This window comes from Mycobacterium sp. ABE4_509, from assembly GCF_056160785.1.
In genome coordinates, this window is the sequence record NZ_JBSWXU010000267.1 from 1 (window position 1) to 2,482 (window position 2,482).

Below are 2,482 nucleotides of genomic sequence, written 5' to 3' on the forward strand. Positions count from 1 at the left end.
CCACCGATGCGGGCTCGGAATCGCCGCGCGAGGAGTCGCTGCCCGCCTCGGCGCCGGCGCTCTCGTCGATGTCGGTCGCGCCGGCGGCCTTGGCCGCCGCGTTCGCCCGGCGGTTGAGCACCTTGCGGGTGTGCTTGCTCACCAGTTCGGTGCGCTCACGCATGCTCACCAGCAGCGGGGTGGCGAAGAAGATCGACGAGTAGGTACCGACGATCACGCCGACGAGCTGGACCAACGCCAGATCCATCAGCGTGCCCACACCGAGCAGCCACACCGCGATCACCATCAGCGCGATGATCGGCAGCACGGAGATCACGCTGGTGTTGATCGATCGCATGAAGGTCTGGTTGACCGCCAGGTTGGCCTGCTCGGCGAAGGTGCGCCGGGTGGTGTGCTCGAAGCCGTCGGTGTTCTCCTCGACCTTGTCGAACACGATGACGGTGTCGTAGAGCGAGAAGCCCAGGATGGTCAGCAGACCGATCACGGTGGCCGGGGTGACCTCGAAACCGACCAGCGCATAGACACCGGCCGTGACGATGAGGTCGAACAGCAGCGTCGTCAGCGCGGCGATCGCCATGTAGCGCTCGTAACGCACGGTGATGTAGATGGCGGCGAGCACCAGGAACACCACCAGCGCTATCAGCGCCTTCTGGGTGATCTGGCCGCCCCAGGTCTCCGAGACAGCCGAGTCGCTGATCACCTGTGGGCTGGATTCGCCGTCGGCGCTGCGCGGTTCGAAGGCCTCGTAGAGCGCGACGCGCAGGGCCTCGATCTCCGAATTGTCCAGCGTTTCCGCGCGGATCTGGAACGTCGCCGAATCACCGCTGCCGACGATGACCACAGACTCCGGCGGCACGCCGATGGTGTCGTTGAACACCGTCTCGACCTGCTGGGTGGTCTGCCCCTCGCCACTCGGGAACGAGACCTTGGTCCCGCCGACGAAGTCGATCCCGAAGGTGAAGCCGCGCAACAGGATCGCCAGCACCGCGATCGCCACGATGGCACCGCTGACGCCGTACCAGAGCTTGCGGCGGCCGATGACCTCGAAGGCGCCGGTACCGGTGTAGAGCCGGACGAAGAAGTTTCGCCGCGTCGCGCCGGCGCCGGACTCGAGGTCGGGCGCCTCGACCGCTGTCGAGGCGCCTTCGGTGGACTCGCCTTTCGCCATGGCCTATCCCCGTCCCGCCGCGTTCGCGGCCGCTCGGCGTTCGCGTGCGATCTGCTGGACGGCGCCCAGACCGTTGAGGGCCGGCTTGGCCATCGTCGGCGATTTCGAGGCGAGGAAGGCCAGCGGCCAGGTCACCAGGAACACGACCACGACGTCGAGGATCGTGGTCAGCCCGAGGGTGAACGCGAAGCCCTTGACCTGGCCGACGGCCAGGAAGTAGAGCACCGCGGCGGCCAGGAACGTCACCGCGTTGCCGGACAGGATCGTCTTTCGCGCCCTGGTCCAGCCTCGGGGTACCGCCGAGCGGAACGATCGGCCCTCCCGGATCTCGTCCTTGATGCGTTCGAAGAACACCACGAACGAGTCTGCGGTCATGCCTATACCGATGATCAGACCCGCGATACCGGCGAGGTCCAGCGTGTAGTTGATGTATCTGCCCAGCAGCACCAGGATCGCGAAGACCATGGCCCCGGAGGCGACCAGTGACAGCGCCACCAGCAGGCCCAGAACCCGGTAGTAGAGCAGCGAGTACAGCAGCACCGCAGCCAGCCCGACAGCGCCGGCGATCAGCCCCGCGCGCAGCGAGGACAGGCCCAGCGTGGCCGACACGGTCTCGGCCTCGGAAGACTCGAACGACAGCGGTAGTGAGCCGTATTTGAGCACGTTGGCCAACTCGCGAGCCGAGTCCGCGGTGAACTGCCCGGTGATCTGGGTCTGCCCGCCGGGAATGGGCTCATTGATGACCGGCGCACTGACCACCTGCGAGTCGAGCACGAACGCGGTCTGGGTGCCCACGTTGGCCGCGGTGAAGTCGGCCCAGGTATCGGCGCCGGCGCTCTTGAACTCGAGATCGACGACGTATTCGCCGCGCTGCTGATCCAGGCCCGAATTGGCGTTGGCGATCTCCTCGCCGCTGATGATCGAGGGGTCCAGCAGGTAGACCTCGTTGCCGTCGGCCGAGCACGTCACCAGCGGCAGGTTGGGGTCGTCGTTTCCGGCCAGGACGTCCTCCTCGCCGCAGCGGGTGGCCTGGAACTGCAGGGCCAGCACCTGGATGGCCTGCTCGCCACTTTGGCGCAGCCGCTTCTCGTCGGCGATGCGGGTGGACAGCGGGACGTTCTCTTCTCCCGGTTCCACCGAGCTTCCCGGCACCCGTGGCGGCGTGGTCTCCGGGCTGGAGGTTTCCGGGGCCGGGGTGGGCTCCGGCGATGGAGAGGGGGCCGGTTGGGCCGGGAATGGGCGCGGCTGCGGCGCCGGCGTGTCAGTCGGCGCAGCCGGCTGACCGGGAACGCCGCCCGGTGGAGCGCCCGGAAC

The 2,482-nt window shown here is 67.7% G+C and carries 2 protein-coding genes; both read right to left on the reverse strand.

Features of this window, described 5'->3' with window-relative positions; translation table 11 throughout:
- On the reverse strand, positions 1-1,168 hold a 1,168-nt coding region (gene secF / locus ACXAID_RS27705), incomplete at its 3' end, for a protein translocase subunit SecF (protein WP_475025373.1).
- Between the two features lie 3 nt (positions 1,169-1,171).
- Positions 1,172-2,482 (reverse strand): protein translocase subunit SecD (gene secD, locus ACXAID_RS27710; RefSeq protein ID WP_475025374.1); only part of this gene is annotated, 1,311 nt, incomplete at its 5' end.